This window comes from Thalassoroseus sp. (assembly GCF_984380535.1).
This window is the reverse complement of the sequence record NZ_CFHRBF010000003.1, coordinates 373,157-388,985: the sequence shown is the minus strand read 5'-3', so window position 1 is coordinate 388,985 and position 15,829 is coordinate 373,157. Positions and strand designations below refer to the sequence as shown.

Annotated in this window: 16 protein-coding genes; 9 read left to right on the top strand and 7 right to left on the bottom strand. The window is 54.6% G+C overall.

Going from position 1 to position 15,829, the window contains the following annotated elements:
- Positions 1–14: 14 nt before the first annotated feature.
- Both AC5DDB_RS05900 and AC5DDB_RS05895 read left to right on the top strand, forming a co-directional pair.
- Complete coding sequence (locus AC5DDB_RS05900) at positions 15–557, top strand: anti-sigma factor family protein (RefSeq protein WP_491738761.1); 543 nt, start codon at positions 15–17, stop codon at positions 555–557.
- A 103-nt stretch (positions 558–660) separates the two neighbouring features.
- The gene (locus AC5DDB_RS05895) at positions 661–888 is read left to right on the top strand and encodes an FmdB family zinc ribbon protein (protein ID WP_491738760.1); all 228 of its coding nucleotides are present in this window, start codon (positions 661–663) and stop codon (positions 886–888) included.
- Between the two features lie 12 nt (positions 889–900).
- Here AC5DDB_RS05895 and AC5DDB_RS05890 read toward each other — a convergent pair whose 3' ends face one another.
- The gene (locus AC5DDB_RS05890) at positions 901–3,159 is read right to left on the bottom strand and encodes an alpha/beta hydrolase family protein (protein ID WP_491738759.1); all 2,259 of its coding nucleotides are present in this window, start codon (positions 3,157–3,159) and stop codon (positions 901–903) included.
- 199 nt (positions 3,160–3,358) lie between these two features.
- Here AC5DDB_RS05890 and AC5DDB_RS05885 point away from each other — a divergent pair, with 199 nt between their 5' ends.
- From AC5DDB_RS05885 to aspS, 4 genes are all read left to right on the top strand, one after another.
- Positions 3,359–3,562 carry a hypothetical protein gene (locus tag AC5DDB_RS05885; protein ID WP_491738758.1) on the top strand — a complete coding sequence of 68 codons (204 nt, stop codon included), beginning with the start codon at positions 3,359–3,361 and terminating at the stop codon, positions 3,560–3,562.
- A gap of 76 nt (positions 3,563–3,638) precedes the next feature.
- Positions 3,639–4,418 carry an SDR family NAD(P)-dependent oxidoreductase gene (locus AC5DDB_RS05880; protein ID WP_491738757.1) on the top strand — a complete coding sequence of 260 codons (780 nt, stop codon included), beginning with the start codon at positions 3,639–3,641 and terminating at the stop codon, positions 4,416–4,418.
- Positions 4,415–5,128, top strand: a complete 714-nt coding sequence (locus AC5DDB_RS05875) for a leucine-rich repeat domain-containing protein (RefSeq protein WP_491738756.1) — start codon at positions 4,415–4,417, stop codon at positions 5,126–5,128. Before AC5DDB_RS05880 ends, AC5DDB_RS05875 begins: the two co-directional genes overlap by 4 nt.
- 96 nt (positions 5,129–5,224) lie before the next feature.
- The gene (gene aspS / locus AC5DDB_RS05870) at positions 5,225–7,021 is read left to right on the top strand and encodes an aspartate--tRNA ligase (protein WP_491738755.1); all 1,797 of its coding nucleotides are present in this window, start codon (positions 5,225–5,227) and stop codon (positions 7,019–7,021) included.
- A 110-nt stretch (positions 7,022–7,131) separates the two neighbouring features.
- Here aspS and AC5DDB_RS05865 read toward each other — a convergent pair whose 3' ends face one another.
- Positions 7,132–7,830 carry a TIGR04282 family arsenosugar biosynthesis glycosyltransferase gene (locus tag AC5DDB_RS05865; protein ID WP_491738754.1) on the bottom strand — a complete coding sequence of 233 codons (699 nt, stop codon included), beginning with the start codon at positions 7,828–7,830 and terminating at the stop codon, positions 7,132–7,134.
- Positions 7,794–8,537, bottom strand: coding sequence for a TIGR04283 family arsenosugar biosynthesis glycosyltransferase (locus AC5DDB_RS05860; RefSeq protein ID WP_491738753.1), 744 nt, complete (start codon positions 8,535–8,537; stop codon positions 7,794–7,796). Before AC5DDB_RS05860 ends, AC5DDB_RS05865 begins: the two co-directional genes overlap by 37 nt.
- Positions 8,538–8,661: 124 nt before the next feature.
- On the opposite strand from AC5DDB_RS05860, the gene AC5DDB_RS05855 reads away from it, so the two are divergent.
- Positions 8,662–9,837 carry a DUF8838 domain-containing protein gene (locus AC5DDB_RS05855; RefSeq protein ID WP_491738752.1) on the top strand — a complete coding sequence of 392 codons (1,176 nt, stop codon included), beginning with the start codon at positions 8,662–8,664 and terminating at the stop codon, positions 9,835–9,837.
- 52 nt (positions 9,838–9,889) lie between these two features.
- Positions 9,890–10,933 (top strand): arsenosugar biosynthesis radical SAM (seleno)protein ArsS, encoded by a 1,044-nt coding sequence (arsS, locus tag AC5DDB_RS05850; protein ID WP_491738751.1) that lies wholly within the window; start codon positions 9,890–9,892, stop codon positions 10,931–10,933.
- Positions 10,934–10,946: 13 nt separating this feature from the next.
- Here the strand turns inward: arsS and AC5DDB_RS05845 are convergent, their stop codons facing one another.
- The 4 genes from AC5DDB_RS05845 to hflK form a co-directional block, all read right to left on the bottom strand.
- On the bottom strand, positions 10,947–11,879 hold the full coding sequence (locus AC5DDB_RS05845; protein ID WP_491738750.1) for a GNAT family N-acetyltransferase: 933 nt from the start codon (positions 11,877–11,879) through the stop codon (positions 10,947–10,949).
- Positions 11,876–12,793 carry a dihydrodipicolinate synthase family protein gene (locus tag AC5DDB_RS05840; protein ID WP_491738749.1) on the bottom strand — a complete coding sequence of 306 codons (918 nt, stop codon included), beginning with the start codon at positions 12,791–12,793 and terminating at the stop codon, positions 11,876–11,878. Before AC5DDB_RS05840 ends, AC5DDB_RS05845 begins: the two co-directional genes overlap by 4 nt.
- Before the next feature lie 102 nt (positions 12,794–12,895).
- Complete coding sequence (gene hflC, locus AC5DDB_RS05835; protein WP_491738748.1) at positions 12,896–13,993, bottom strand: protease modulator HflC; 1,098 nt, start codon at positions 13,991–13,993, stop codon at positions 12,896–12,898.
- Positions 13,990–14,967 carry an FtsH protease activity modulator HflK gene (gene hflK, locus AC5DDB_RS05830; RefSeq protein WP_491738747.1) on the bottom strand — a complete coding sequence of 326 codons (978 nt, stop codon included), beginning with the start codon at positions 14,965–14,967 and terminating at the stop codon, positions 13,990–13,992. Before hflK ends, hflC begins: the two co-directional genes overlap by 4 nt.
- 217 nt (positions 14,968–15,184) lie before the next feature.
- Between hflK and dcd the strand changes: the two genes are divergently transcribed.
- A complete protein-coding gene (gene dcd, locus AC5DDB_RS05825) occupies positions 15,185–15,733 on the top strand; it encodes a dCTP deaminase (protein WP_491738746.1) in 549 nt (182 codons plus the stop codon).
- Positions 15,734–15,829: the final 96 nt, after the last annotated feature.

Here is a 15,829-nt window from a genome sequence, read left to right as displayed (position 1 = left end):
GGAGTGGGTGTAGCATGAACTGTCAACAAGCACGGTCGCAGATTGCTCTGTGGGTTGGTGGCGATTTGGATGCGTCGGCATGGGAGTGCGTTCAGTCTCACCTCCATCAGTGCCCTGGTTGTCAATCTTACCAAACTCGAATGAAGGGAATGCTCGAATTGCTTGGCTCGAGTGATGATAGCCAAGACCCGTCGGCCGAAAATGAGTTGTCTCACGATAGTTTGTGGCCGGCATTGTCGGCGCAGTTACCTAAGAAGCACCAAAAACCGCGGGCGAATGAGTTTAATGGTTGGATCCCAGCTCTCGCGTTGGCGGCGGTGTGTATGGTGATGGTTTTCGCGGGCAGTCAACCACCGAGGAACGTCGGTGAATCAGGATGGACCTTGGAAAGTGGATCCGCGAGTACGCCGACGTTGCGAAGCGCTCCGGCTTGGTTTGGTGCGGATGAAAACTCCGAATTTCGTGGCTCGTCGTTGCCAGTAGATTCGTCTCAATTTGAGGTGTTCACACCACCGAAGTTACGTCCTCAGCCTCGCATGATTTTTGTGGGCGAATGATCTCGTGATTTCTGTGTTGCCTTTTGTCATAATGGGCGACGATTGAACCGACCGTCTGCCATGTTGACACCCGAGATCGCTTCATCGGGAAAAAGGACCCAAGATGCCGCTATTCGAGTTTCGCTGTCCCAGTTGTGACAATCAGTTTGAGTACCTAGTCCGCGGACAAGAGTCGGTTAAGTGCCCGAACTGCCAAAATTCAAAACCTGAAAAGCTGATGAGTGCTGCAGCGGCTCATGGATTTAAAAGCAACCCGCTTCCGATGTCTTCCGCCTGTCCGCCGAGCGATGCACCTCCCTGCAATCCCCACTGTTGTAGACTTCCGCAGTAGTTCCCTGCGATTTCACGGGGTTGGTTTGGGCCAATCGAGAAACCGGTGTAAGAAGTCGAACGTCCCCTGCCCGTGAATAGTGTGCGGACCGACGAACCATTCGATTTCGCAGCGGTCCCCGATTCCAAGTCTCGCATTGTACAAAAAACGGACTTTCGCGAACTCCGCAGCCACGGTTTCGTCGGGAGCAACGCCGTCGAAATGCCCGCGTTCGACCATAAACGGACGCGGTGCAATGAGTGCCGCCATCTCAGCGTAATTGAAGGTCTCACCGAGATTGAACTCGAAAATCTCGTATTCCCCGGTCCACACATAGCTGTGCTTCGCCCGAGTCGAAGCGTTCTTCCAGACCCACTCATTGAAATCGGCTGAGCAAATCGAGAGGGCGTAGTCGGTGACAAGTGCAGGAATCCGCATGGCACTCTTCCCACCATACGAGAGGCCATAAAAACCGATGCGGTCCGGATCGACATTTGGAAGCGTTTGCAACCAATCGACGATCTGCTGGTGTTGCGGCACGATGATCGAAAACAGGGTTTTCCCCAACGGGTTCGCTTTCCGCTGTAGCGTGCGGAACCGGTCTTGGAAGAGATAAGGATTTTGCGGTGCAAACACGATAAAACCACGCTCGGCCAACTTCGCAGCAAAGTCGTGATACGCTCGGTGATCATCCAGAAACGTATCCGTCGGTCGCCCTTCCAAACCATGCTGACACACCACCACCGGCCGCTTCTCACCTTCTTCAATCCCCTTCGGTATCAATAAAACGCCATACGCAAACACGTCCGGAAAGACATCCAGCACAACTTCATAGCCGGTCCATTTTTCGTTATCCCAAGTCTTTCGCGAACGCGGATTCATGGGCAATGGTTCGATGTCGAACTTCCCGATGACTTCCTCACGGAAAATGGTTCGATAGTCTTCGACGCTTTCCTCAAACGCTTCTAACGAATCGGTCTTGAGGTTCTCGAAAAACTTGTCGCGGACGTACGGACTTTCGCGTAGCAGCCATTGATTGTGCCGATCTGCGTTCGCGAGAAGTCGGCGTTGCCGTTCGGTGGAATCAACGAGCCATTTCGGTGGCGATCCGCTTTTGTACAATTTTCGGTTGGGCAAATTCACCGAATCCAATAACTCCGGAACCGGTTCGCTCCGCACGACGCGGATCGATGTTTTCAATTCTTCGGGAAGGATTTGTCGGGCACGATCGACCTCTGCTTGGACATCGCCAGAGGCGACACGACCCAGTTTCGCCGGGGCTCCACCTTCGCCGGGCAATTCGAGAACCGGATATTCCGCATCGAGCACGATCAGTTTTCGTGGTGCGATCATTGCAGCGAGTTCCGCATCGCCGAAGTGTTGCAAGCGACCGAACACATTCCGACTGATCGGTTCTTCCCACGATCGTTCCCGCGGCCCGAAATAACCTCCAACGCATGTGGCGGCGATTCGGTCATCCAGAGCGGCCGCGTACAGCGCGATCATGCCGCCTTCACCTGTGCCTAGGATCGAAATCGGGAATTGCTTGGCATTCGGTGCCGTGCGATTCAAGAAATCGACGCCGGCCAACACGGTTTGAACCTCATACCCAACTAAGTGCCGTCCCAGCACGAAAGCCGACCGATACAGATACTCGCGATTGGTCAAATTCGCTCGCCCGTTCCGCTTGGCGGTTTCGCGACTGATTAAAGTGGGAACGAGAACCGAATAACCCCTTTCGACCAGTTGCCGGGCGTACTGACGATCGGCCGATAAGTCACCCGTGATTCCCGCCAGTTCCTCCGGTGTTTGGTCAGCATCGGGAATCACGATGACCGCACGGTTAGGATAGCCATTCAACGGTTGCAGCCATAATCCTTCACCGAAAATCGATGGTTGATCCGGCCAACTCGGTCCTGGAAAGCCCAATACCGGCCAGCGTACTGTCGAAGCCGTCCACTTAGCATCTACTGAATCCGACGTCTTGAGGACCTCAAATTCGTCGAACGACAATCTCGGATCGACCACTCCGAGCATCTTCGCAAGGGCTTTGCGTTTTTCAGCACGAAATGCGTCCAACGACTCCGCATCCGCGAACGCCGCTTTCCATTCTTTCAAGCGTTCGGTCCGCGTTTGTTCGATCTGCCCGAGCAAGAACCGATCGATGCCTGCGACCATCTCGGATGCCAAATCGCCTTCCATCGTCAGCGGCTTGGTGCCTGGAAGTGGATCGGCTTGGCAGAATCCGGAAATTGACAACCAGCACAACCAAGCCATTAGAATTCGAAGCATTGCACCGCCACCTTTCCAAACCATGGTCACAATCGCCCTGGAACATATTTGCGTTGATTGATGATTCCAATCGCATGCGGTGGGGAAGTCAAGCGTCGGATCCAGATCGATCTTGATCGAACCCGCGAAATTCACTAGCGTCCCGCCCTCTCTTCTCTCGAAATGGCCAATCTACTCAGTCTCTTTCCCGGAGTTTCCCATGCCGAAGCTCTTGTGCGGTCTATGCATGTTGTGTCTCACATTGTTCACCGTCGGTTGTCATGATCTCATGCCTCACCGTTTGCAGCGGATGAACCGCGGTCCCGATATGACGGGTGCAGAAGGTTACAACTTCTCCGTGCCTGATCCGATCCCACCGTTGGAACGCGATGTGAAAACCGATACCCCAGTCGACCCCGATTAATTCGATCGTTTTGTCAGTTTGACTTCCCGGTTGGCATTGGTCATCGTGAATGCGAATCATACGCACTCGAGGACTGATGAACATGCTACCGGGAATCAAACTGTTCGATTTGCACGGCAAATCCGCAATCATTACCGGCGGTTCCAAGGGACTTGGCAAAGCGATGGCGGCGGGCTTGGCGTCGGCGGGGGCGAACGTGCTCCTGACCAGCCGACACGCCGACGAAGCGAATGCCGCTGCCGAGGAAATTGCCAAGGATTTCGGTCAACAAGCGATCGGCATGGTCGCCGACGTGACGGACCCCGAAGACGTCGAAGAGATGGTCGAACAGGCGCTCGACGAATTTGGCCAGATCGACATTCTGATCAACAACGCCGGCATCAACATCCGCGGCGCGATCGACGAAGTCAGCTACGAGGAATTCCAGCAGGTCCAAGACACGAACGTCAACGGACCATGGTTGTGTGCCCGGGCGGTTGTGCCGCATATGAAGTCCCGGAGGTACGGCCGCATCATCAACCTCGCGAGCACACTTGGCGTCGTCGGGTTGGCGAATCGCACGCCGTACACATCCAGCAAGGGAGCTGTCGTGCAGATGACACGGGCCCTCGGTCTGGAATTGGCCGAGTTCGGCATCACCGTCAACGCAATCTGCCCCGGTCCGTTTCTCACTCCGATGAACGAACCGATCGCCGACTCCGAAGAGGCGAAAAAGTTCATCGTCGGAGCCGTCGCGTTAAATCGTTGGGGCAAACTCGAGGAAATCCAGGGAGCCGCCATCTTCCTCGCCTCCGACGCCGCCAGCTACATGACCGGCAGCCTCGTCACTGTCGACGGAGGCTGGACCGCCCGGTGAGTGAAACGCCCGCTGATCCTTCTTCCAAGCCCCCCAATCGCCGCATGTTCCGTTGGCTGTTCGCGGCGTTTGCGTTGGCGGTGATGATTACGGTGGTTGCTGTCGCTCTTCCGATCTACCGGGAACACCAAGCCGCTAGGAAGTGGGAACAGCTCGGGGGCAACATCATGTGGAGTGATTTCGCAGATCGGCTGAAACACCCGCACGACAATAGTCTTCGTCGCAAAGTCCAATCGTTATTCCAACATGTTGCAGTCGCCGATCGCACTCGCAGCGACCACGCCATTCGGGAACTGCTGCCGATCATCGTGGATTTTCGGAACTTGCATGTGCTGTGGCTGACCCAAACCCAGGTCAGTGCCGAAGAACTCCGGCAGTTGGCAGTCGTCCAACCCGACTTGAAATCGCTCGGCTTGGAAATGTGTTTCGTCACCGACGACGGACTCCGGGAAATCAGCCAACTCGATGACTTAACAGAACTCCGCATCTCCGGTGCCGAAATCACCGACGCAGGACTGCTCCACCTGCAAGGGCTTCAAAATCTCGAGGTGCTCAGCTTGGTCAGTACCGAAATCACCAACGAAGGCCTGTGGCATCTGCGCACCCTCAAGAAGCTGCGACAACTCGACCTGTCCAACACCCTCATCACCGACGAAGGCGTCGAACGGTTGCGTGCGGAAATCCCGAGCCTAGAAGTTTGGGACGACTGATCCGTGAACAATTGCGGACGGCGGCGCGTCTCCTATAATGGGCGTCGCTTTGGACACCTTTATTTCTGATTTGGATTGATTCCGGAAAGCAATTTCGTGCACCGCACTAAGACTTGTGGCGAACTTCGGGCTGGCGATGTCGGCGAAACGGTGAGATTGTGTGGCTGGGTGGAGAGCTACCGTGATCACGGTAAAGGCTTGCTATTCGTCGACTTACGCGATCGATATGGCAAAACTCAGATCGTGTTCAAGGTCGATGACGACTCGAAATACTCCGGCGATGCCCACGACTTGCGGAAAGAAGACGTCATTGGTGTGACCGGCGTCGTGCGGGACCGTGGTGTCGACGGTGAAGGCAAAAGTTTGGCGAATCCGAAGTTAGCGACTGGGGAAATCGAAGTCGTCGCACAGGATTTGACCGTCTTCAACAAAAGCCAACCGCCGCCATTCGAGCCGAATCAGGCGGAATTGCCGAATGAGGAACTGCGACTCAAATACCGCTTCCTCGATTTGCGTCGCACGAAGCTGCAAGAAAACATGCGACTACGGCATCGGCTGGCGAAGATCACGCGGGATTACTTCGATGCCCGTGACTTCCTCGAAATCGAAACGCCGATGCTTGGCCGCAGCACTCCGGAAGGCGCCCGGGATTATCTCGTGCCCAGCCGCGTCCATGAGGGTGCGTTCTATGCGTTGCCGCAATCGCCGCAAATCTACAAACAGATTTTGATGGTCGCCGGTTACGATCGCTACTTCCAAATCGCTCGCTGCTTCCGCGATGAAGACCTGCGAGCCGACCGACAACCCGAGTTCACGCAGATCGACCTGGAAATGGCCTTCGTCGAGCGGGACGACATTTTCAGTGTGATCGACGGTTTGGTGTCTGCGTTCGTCAAGGACATTCAAGGCAAAGAAATTGCCACGCCATTGCCACGGTATAGCCATCGCGAAGTCATGGAAACCTACGGCAGCGACAAACCGGACCTGCGATACGGAATGAAGCTGGTCGACATCAGCGACCTCGTGGCCGACAGCGATTTCGGCGTGTTCAAGAATACGATTTCGAGTGGCGGTCGTGTACGTGGGCTCAATGCCAAGGGGGCAGCTGAGAACTACAGTCGGAAGAATATCGACGAACTGACTGCCTTCGTAGGCGACTACGGCGCCCGCGGGTTGGCCTTCTTCCGCGTGAAGGAAGGGGCACTCGATTCCCCGATTGCGAAGTTCCTCTCTGCCGAGAAACACGCGGCAATCATCGAAGCGATGGGAGCCGAGAATGGCGACTTACTGTTCTTCGTAGCCGACAAAGACAGTGTGAGTTCCCCCGCACTGGCAGCGTTGCGGAGTCGGTTGGGCAAGGAACTGAAGTTGTTCGATCCGACGGAGATCAACGCGGCTTGGGTCATCGATTTCCCGTTGGTGACGTGGAACGAAGACGAAAACCGTTGGGATGCGGAACACCACCCGTTCTGCTCTGTCGTCGAAGAGGACGTGCCAAAGTTGAAGACCGATCCGGGTTCGGTGCGGGCACAAAGTTACGACCTGATCGTGAACGGTTACGAAGCCGCCAGCGGAAGTATCCGGATTCACGACCCCGCCGTGCAGCAAACGATCTTTGATTTGCTGGGCATCTCCGCCGAACAGGCCGAAGCCCGGTTTGGTTTCTTGCTAGAAGCCCTTCGTTATGGTGCTCCGCCTCACGGCGGTATCGCGTTGGGTCTGGACCGGTGGGTGATGATGTTCACTGGCGACGACAATATCCGTGACGTCATCGCCTTTCCAAAAACGCAGAAAGCGTCGGACCTGCTCAGCGGTGCCCCTTCGGAAGTCGACGACAAACAACTGCGGGATTTACACATCAAGCTCAGTTTGCCACCGGCACCGCCAAAGTGATTGTTGGGGGTTAGGGGTTAGGTACTAGGAATTCGGATTTGAGTTGGGACATCTTCCAGTTTTTTGCCGAATCCGCTTTCTGTGCCATGCCCTAACCGAAGCCATAACTCCTAATCCTCGTCTTCGTCCATTAACAATCGCGCAATCCATTGTTGGAGTCGAATCTGTTCGCCGAGTGGGGCGGGCAGATTCGCCAATGCGTCGGCCATTGGTTCGAGGTCATCAAACACGTCGACATCGGTTAGCGTCGGCAATTCGTGGACTGGTCCGAATGTTCGGATCGCAGCGAGCAATTCGTCGACCGTTGTCGGTTCGCTGTAGGAAATCGTCCGCCAAACATCGCCGGGAATTCCGATGTTGCCTCCGAAGAGGTAGAAGCCGCCGTCGTCAGCTCGGCCAATGACGAACTGAGGCTTCGATTGCTTTGCGAGTACTTGGTGGGCTTCGACGAGAATCTCGACCGTGAGTTGGGCAGTGTCTGCACCGATCAGGATCACTCGTTGGTCCTGTTTCTGCAGAGTTGAGTAAATGTGATCCAATCGGTCTGCCAGGTCGCCGTCGCCTTGCCAAATCCGATCCAATTCAGACCATAGCGGGTCGGCCAAGCCGTCTTCTTCCGCGACTGCCCAAACCGGGACGATGTCCGTACTCGTGCGTGTGGCTTTGACAATCGCTTGGACCGCCGCCGCCGACAGGACATGAAATTCCTCGGCCAATTCATGGCCGATGGAACTGGCCAACCGGGTTTTCAGCGGTGAAAGTCCGGGGGTTTTCACGAAGATCGCGACGGCGGTTGGCTTGCATTCCATGAACGTATTCGCTTTCGAATCAATCGCCAAAATTGGGGAATCGCTTGGCGGAATGTGAGGATGACGTGTCGGGTTGTTGTTCGCAACCAACCGTGTTTTCGGTATTTTCGAGCACTGGTCAGGATCGGTTCGCGGATGCCGTTCAAACGAATACCACGCTGCCGGGCCTTCCAGACGAATAGGTGGTCTTCGCCGTAAACCGCGGTTTCGTCATAGCCGTTCAATTCTTGAAAAGTCGCTCGATCAAGACAGAACCCTTGGTCACCGAATGGCATGCCCAGCCACCGCGAACGAAACCAAACTCCGGCGGCATTTAATGCCATTCCCGGCGGCCCGTCGCTATGGAACTTCAGCCGGAAATAGTGAAACGAATGCGGACGCTCACGTAACGCCTGATCAAGAGCGGTCACCGCAGCGGGAGGAACGATCGAGTCTGCATGCAGAAACCAGAGGAATCGACCAGACGCTGCGTTTGCTCCACGATTCAACTGGTGGGCTCGTCCGGGTTCGCAGTGTATCCACCGTATGGCGTTGCCGACTTCATGACTTTCGACGTGTTTGGACCAGTCGAGAGGTGCCGGTTCGGTCGCTACCACGATGATTTCGTTTGGCCAAGGTAAATCCGTCAAACATGGCAGCAATTTCCGCCAGTGGGTTTCGCCAGAGCCAACGGGAATGATAATGGAGATGAACAGGTCGGTGTGCACGCGGAATTCAACGAAAATCGAATGCGAGTTGATTTTGTGACTCTTAATACAGACGCCGATCAGAAGACCGATTACATTTCGCCCTCAACATCAGCCGCCAGTGTCATACAGGAGTCGATGCCTCGTGACAACCATTCCTATGTCCTCGAAGTCGAACGAAGAACAATCCGTCTACACACGTTATGCCGCTGCCGCCGGGCAACGGGAAGAGCAGTTGTGCTGCCCGGTCGAGTACGACGCGAGTTTGCTCAAGGTGATTCCGGAGGAAGTCATCGAGCGGGATTACGGATGCGGCGATCCATCCGCGTTTGTCCAACCCGGCGATTCGGTACTCGATTTGGGTTCCGGTGGCGGGAAGATTTGCTTCATGGCGTCGCAGATCGCCGGTAAGAACGGACGAGTGATTGGTGTCGACGTCAACGCGGAAATGCTGGCACTTGCACGGAAACATCAAGGCACAGTGGCCGAACGCATCGGTTACTCGAATGTGGAATTCCGACGTGGCATGATCCAAGATTTGGCGCTGGATTTGGATCAATTGGACGCGGAACTTGCCAAGCAGCCAGTCAGCGATGCATCTGCCTGGTTGGAACTTCGGCGGACCGAGCAACGTCTCCGCGATACCGCCCCAATGATTGCAGATGACAGTATCGACTGTGTGCTTTCGAACTGCGTTTTAAATTTGGTTCGGCCGCAAGACCGTATTCAGCTGTTCCAAGAGGTCTTCCGAGTGCTCAAACGCGGTGGAAGGGCAGCGATTAGCGATATCGTTTCCGACGAAACTGTGCCCGCACATTTACAAGCCAATCCCGAATTGTGGTCAGGCTGCATTTCGGGTGCATTCCGCGAAGACGAGTTCATCCAAGCCTTTGCCGATGCTGGATTCCATGGCATGCACATTGCGAAGCGGCAATCTGAACCATGGCGAACCGTGGAAGGCATTGAATTTCGATCGGTCACCGTGATCGCTTACAAAGGTAAGGACGGGCCGTGCTTGGATCGGAAGCAGGCAGCCGTCTACCGGGGTCCGTTCAAGAAGGTCGAAGATGATGACGGTCACGTCTACAAACGCGGTCAACGGATGGCGGTGTGCGATAAGCTGGTCCAATTGCTGCGACAAGAACCGTACGCAGGACTGTTCGAAATCATTGAGCCGCGTACGGAAGTTCCCCTCGAACGGGCTTTACCGTTCGACTGTCAACGGGGACAACTTCGCTCACCCCGCGAGACCAAAGGCGAGAATTTTCAAATTACGACAGATGCAAGCGACTGCTGCGGTCCCGATGGCGACTGTTGTTGAGTTCCTGTCTCAGTTCGAATCACAGAATTAAGTTAGGGAATGTACAACACAGATGACGCAACTCACCCTGCTCCGCCAAAACAACGAATTAGCGTCCACTGCCGTTCAGCGTGACGTATTGGAGAACCGCAGTGGCCAACGCCATTTCGCGGAGACACTTACGAAAACGGGCGACGCACCGCTTCGTGCCACTGGAATCGATGTGCTACAGGTGAACGTGGGGCGTGTTTGCAATCAGACTTGTCGACACTGTCATGTCGATGCCGGTCCCGACCGTCGTGAGGCAATGTCGCGGGAGGTCTTCGAAGATTGTTTGGACGTTCTGCGGCAGACTGATATTCCCACCGTCGATATTACCGGCGGCGCTCCTGAGATGAATCCGCATTTCCGCTGGTTTGTAACGGAAGTCCGCAAACTCGGCCGACATGTGATCGATCGTTGCAACCTCACGATTTTGCTCGCACCAGGTTTCACCGATCTTCCTGAGTTTTTGGCAGAACACGAGGTCGAGATCGTGGCGTCCTTGCCCTGTTACCTCGAAGAGAATACCGATGCCCAACGTGGCGACGGAGTTTTTCGGAAATCGATGACAGCGCTCCAGCGGTTAAACGAGCTGGGCTATGGTTTGCCGGGTCATTCGAAGACGCTTTCCTTAGTTTACAACCCAGTCGGCGCGTCGTTGCCACCGGACCAGCAGACGTTGGAGGAGGCCTATCGGAACGAATTGCGAACGCGATACGGCATCGAATTCACGCGGCTATTCACCATCACAAATTTGCCGATCAGTCGGTTCCTGGATGACTTGCTCCAGCAAGGCCGATTCGAAGCCTACATGGAGAAGTTAGTCAACGCCCACAACCCTGCCGCCATATCAGGCGTGATGTGCCGCACGACACTGTCGGTAGATTGGCAGGGACAATTGTATGATTGCGACTTCAACCAGATGCTCGAACTGAGTCTAACCCCCGAACAGCCGCAACACATTCGCGATTTCGATTGGGACCGACTCGCAAATCGCGTCATTGTGACCGGTCAACATTGCTACGGTTGCACGGCCGGTGCGGGTTCGAGTTGCCAGGGATCGATCGTCAACTAAAACGACGATTCCGTTAAGCCGTCTCTGGTAGAAACGCCGGAATATTCACACCGCGAAACGGTTGGAACTCGCCACGAACCTGGCAGAAATGCATCTCGCAATTTTTCGCCCCCCAGTCGTACATCTGTCGGACGAGCTTTTGCTGGTCCATCGGCACGACACAGACCGGGCATCGGCCGGGAAATCCGTTGAAGGCGACATGGAGTAACGCAATCGCGGCATCTTCGTTCCGCGCTACACACGGACCAAGCATATTACTTGCGGGGTGATCGCTGGCGATCAGGAATCCATCGAGAGTACCGTCTCCTGCTTCGATCACGTAGGAATGCCACATCTGTCGTTGGTTCTCGATGCAGTACCGATAGTCCAATTCGCGGGTAATGCCGCTGACGTCCCACTCCACGGCCGCCATTTGCGGAACATCATCCAACGTCGCCGGGCGAACGCGGTCCGTCCCGGTGACTGTCGAACGCATTCCGGTATCGGGCACATTCAGGAACATATCCTGATAGCTATATCGCGGCACAAATCCGGCTCTGTTATATAGCGAAAAGGAATCCACATTGAGTGCCGATTGCGTCAATCGAATTGCAGGAAAGTTGTTCGTGTCCGCGAATTCAATGATATGTTGCAACAATCGTCCACCCACGCCACGACCGAAATAATTCGGATGAACGGTCATGATTCCAAGGCTGAGATGGTGTTCGCGAGGATGAAAAAAACACGACCCCATAATCCGCCCACTCGTCGGACTGACCGCGACAACACTTCGCCCCGGAGTCAGGTCGTTATAGACATCGTAAAACACACGCGCGACTTCTGGCCCACCTTGGAAAATGGCGGGGGCACCATGCGTTTGATACCAATGATTGATCGAAATATAGATCAAATCAGCGACTTCCGACTGATCGGCGTCGGTCATCGATCGAAGGATCATCTCGGTCATGATTGTTCGATTTCCAAGAGTTTGCGAGCAGCCGACTGGACTTCAGGAATCGCGTCCTCGGGCAAGTCACTGAGAAGCGGCGTAATGGGGCCGGTGTCCGCAATGCCTGCGAGTGACAATGCTCGATGCAACACCCGCACCGGATTGATCGCATTGCGAAGTCCCTCAAGTTCAGCAAATTGTTCCCGAATTTGTTCCGCCTTCTCGAATTGACCGGACTTGATCGCTCCGAGCATGTTCATAGAAAGTCGAGGCGCGACACAGACGCAGCCGGAAGTGAAACTCCCCAGACCGAACGACTTCAGGTGGGCGATCGCGGGTTGTTCGCCAATCCCACTGACAATCAGCTTCGGATCGACGACATCACAGAGATCCCGCAAGAAATCGTCATGGCTGGGTTCCTCGCGGACAATGGCGTACTTGATCCACGACAGACATCCATCATCCATCAGTTTGCTCACGGTCGGCACGTCGATCCATCCCTCGTGCTTGATGTAAAGCACCGCTGGGCGACCGAACACTTCGACGAAGTTCCTCACCGCTGTGGCCAACCCCGCAGGAGTGCATAGGTCGCGTTGAGGGAGAATCATTGCAGTTGGAAACGAGAACTCCCGCAGTATTTTTGCTTGATCCATCATCAGTCCATAAGCCGGACCGACCGACGGAATCATGGTGGTGTCGTCGCTTGCGGTGTCGCGGAGCAATTCCAATAACCCCGCGTACTCGCTGAGGGCAATGTGATAGAGAATCGCGTTCCCGCCATAAAGCAGCGTGGAAACGCCACCGGCTTCCAAGTGCTGAATGATCTTGCGATTTTCCGTCGGACAGAACTTGAGATTCGCAGCACGGGCTAACGGAGGAACGGCAATCACCGAGCCAGCGAGAACATCGGGAGTGATCGGGGCTTCACGCATAATGAAAAACGATTCTTGAGGACAACGGTATGACACGCTCGCCGCATCATACCGCTTTATCCATCAAGAATCATTCATGAATCGCCACAATCTGGCATTCAATTATTCCGTCGCGTCTCCGGCCGGTTCTTCGTCAGGACCATCTGCTCCTGGTGAGGTATTCGGAGCGACTTCGACATCATCCACTGACTTCAACAGTCGAAACAGTTCGCTATCCGTCGTGAGGATAAGGCGGCTCTTTTTGTTGAGGGCACTACGATACACCTCGAGTGTCTTCTCGAAATTGTAGAGGTCGCCGGTTTCCTCGATGGCATTCGCGTAGTCGGTGATTAATTCCGCATCGACCTTCCCTCGAATTTTCTGGGCTTCCCGTTCGCCTTCCCCGAGAATCCGTTCCACCTCGGCATTGGTCGCGTTGAGGATTTCCTGTTTCCGCTGCACACCCGCGTTGTAGTAGCCAGCGGCGATAGACTCCATGAAAGCTTTTAGCCGCTCGAAAGCCATTTCTCGAACTGCTGGCACAAACCCAATGTTCGAGATGCCCACATCCACCAGCGCGATTCCGCGATTAATCTCTCCCTCTTCTTCGCCTTGTAGCCGTCGACTCACATTGTCCTTGATCTTCTGGACGATTTGCTCGCGACCGATCGTGATACGTTCATCGACTCCCGGTTGCGCAGGATTCGTCAACTGCTCGTCCCCGCCCGCATTGTTCACAGACGGAATTTGCGAATCCGGCAGTTCAAACCGCAATGAATATGTCAGCTCCCGATCCGTGCTACGGACGACTTCCGTGAGTTGATGTCGAGTGATCTCATCACGAATGGTGGCCCGCACGCGATCTTTCACAGCAAGCTCCCCATTGTCGACCGTACGCAATACTTCGACGAATCGTTGAGGATCGGTGATCTGCCATAGTGCCCAGGCCGTGACCTCAATCTTTTTGCCGTCTGCCGTGGGGAGATCGACGATATCCTCCGAACTTTGCCAGAACTGTAATGTTCTCGGCAAACGACGGACTTCCTGAGTAAAGGGAACCTTCCAGTACAGACCGGGTTCTGTGATGCTGCGAACCGGTTTTCCGAACTGCAGGATGACAGCCAACTCACGCTCATTCACCACGAACGCAGACGATAAGAGCACGATCAGCAAGAAAAATGCAACGATAGAAGTCGTGACGAGAAATTTTGGATTCTTCATCGAGCACCTCCATCACGCAACGGCAGCAAGGGCAAAACCTGTTTCAAGTCGCTGTCCAAGATAATTTTTTCGTCCACTTCTCCGAGCACTTCTTCCATAGCATCCAAGTACATTCGTTTGCGGGTCACATTCGGGGCTTTGCTATAGGCGGTGTATTTCGCCCGGAGCGCTTCGATTTCGCCCTCGACTTCCGATCGGCGACGTGACGCGTAACCTTCAGCTTCACGCACTTTCTTGTCGCGATCGGCTTGAGCCGCCGGAATCAGTTTGTTGCGTTCTTGGTTGGCCTCTTTCTCAAGTTTGTCCTGCTCTTGAATCGCCGAATTGACTTTGTCGAACGCTGGACGAACTTTGTTCGGCGGCCGAACCCGTTGCATCTGCAAATCTGTAATCGCAACACCACACTCGTAACGATCGAGAATCTTCTGCGTCGCTTCGCGTGCCGCAACGCGGATTTCCGATCGCTTTTCCGTGAGAACTTCGTCAATCGAATAGTCACCGACAAGCCGGTTCATGACAGTCCGCGACGCCATGATGATGACGTCTTCGAGGTACATATCGTCATCCATGCCTCCGGGGCCGGCGAATCGAAACAAGGCTTTCTCGGGGTCTTTGATTTTCCATTGCACCGTCCATTCCACGGAAGCTGCATTCAAGTCGCCCGTTAGCATCAGAGTTTCTTCTTCTGGAACGTTCGACGGACGTTCGGAAGATCCGCCAATCGGTAGGCGAATGCGACGTTCCTCAGTGACGTTGACCTTGAAGATCTCATCGACAAACGGCAACGCGGTGTGAAAGCCGGGCTCGCGTGTGGCGTGATATCTTCCAAACCGCAACACCACGGCTTGCTCGTTTTCCTGAACCGTGTAAAAACACTGCGAACCGAAAAAGGCGACGAACAGCACTAGAACCACAAAAAGTGTGGGCACAGCAAGACGACGTGCTTGGTCTTGCCAATCGTCGGGATATTCCATGAAGACTCCTCGTGAGTTTCGAACAGTGGACTACGTCCTCGGAAAACGAGTTTTCCCCTCGATCGGATCACTCGAATTTCCCAAGTGTAGCATGCCGAGTTCACCGACCGATCGTGAAATCGACTTGAGTCGTCGGTTTGCTCCTGAACAACGCTTTCGCTAGAAACGAGATGATGACATCATTTCACGTTTTCCATCGTCTCGACGAGGTTCCGCAGTGATTCTAAGTGGGCTAGAAATACGCAATCGGCTCGGAAGGGATATTCAGATCGATCCCTTTCAAGAGGAGCAACTGAACCCCAATAGCTACAACCTGCGTCTGCACGATGAGCTTCTGATTTACGAGGAAGACGTGCTCGACATGCGGAAGCCGAATCGTCATCGACGAATGACGATCCCCGAAGACGGTTACGTGATGCAACCCCATGTGCTGCACCTGGGCAGAACAGTCGAACGGACCGAAACGCACAATCTCGTGCCAATGCTTGAAGGGCGATCGTCGATCGGTCGCTTGGGACTATTCGTCCATGTGACGGCGGGGTTCGGCGACGTAGGGTTCTGCGGATATTGGACACTCGAGATGTTCGCCGTCCAGCCAATTCGGATCTACCCGAACATCCCAATCTGCCAAATCTTTTACCACACGATCGAAGGAGAATTCACCGAATATCGCAGCGGCAAGTATCAGCACAACAAAGACATTCAACCGAGTTTGATGTTCCACGAGTGGCTCAAGGAGACCGAGACGCCAGACGAAGCAGAATGAGTCTCTGACAGAGTGTTAAGCGGTCCTGTCAGACAAACCGCGTTGCCAAAAGAAAAACCTCGCCATCGGCCAAAGCCAATGACGAGGTTTCGTTTC